The sequence below is a fragment of the Siminovitchia fortis genome (assembly GCF_003605365.2).
In the GTDB taxonomy this organism is placed as follows: Bacteria; Bacillota; Bacilli; order Bacillales; family Bacillaceae_C; genus Siminovitchia; species Siminovitchia fortis.
On the sequence record NZ_QYTU02000125.1, the window covers coordinates 1 to 228 of the forward strand.

1 rRNA gene is annotated in these 228 nt (G+C 54.4%); it reads right to left on the reverse strand.

Going from position 1 to position 228, the window contains the following annotated elements:
- A 23S ribosomal RNA gene (locus D4N35_RS17950) occupies nucleotides 1-228 on the reverse strand; the annotation flags it as partial.

Consider the following 228-nt stretch of genomic DNA (forward strand, 5'->3'; position numbering starts at 1 on the left):
CCCGCAGGAGCACCCCTTCTCCCGAAGTTACGGGGTCATTTTGCCGAGTTCCTTAACGAGAGTTCTCTCGATCACCTTAGGATTCTCTCCTCGCCTACCTGTGTCGGTTTGCGGTACGGGCGCCTGTTTCCTCGCTAGAGGCTTTTCTTGGCAGTGTGGAATCAGGAACTTCGGTACTTGATTTCCCTCGCCATCACAGATCAGCCTTTTCGGCAAGCGGATTTGCCT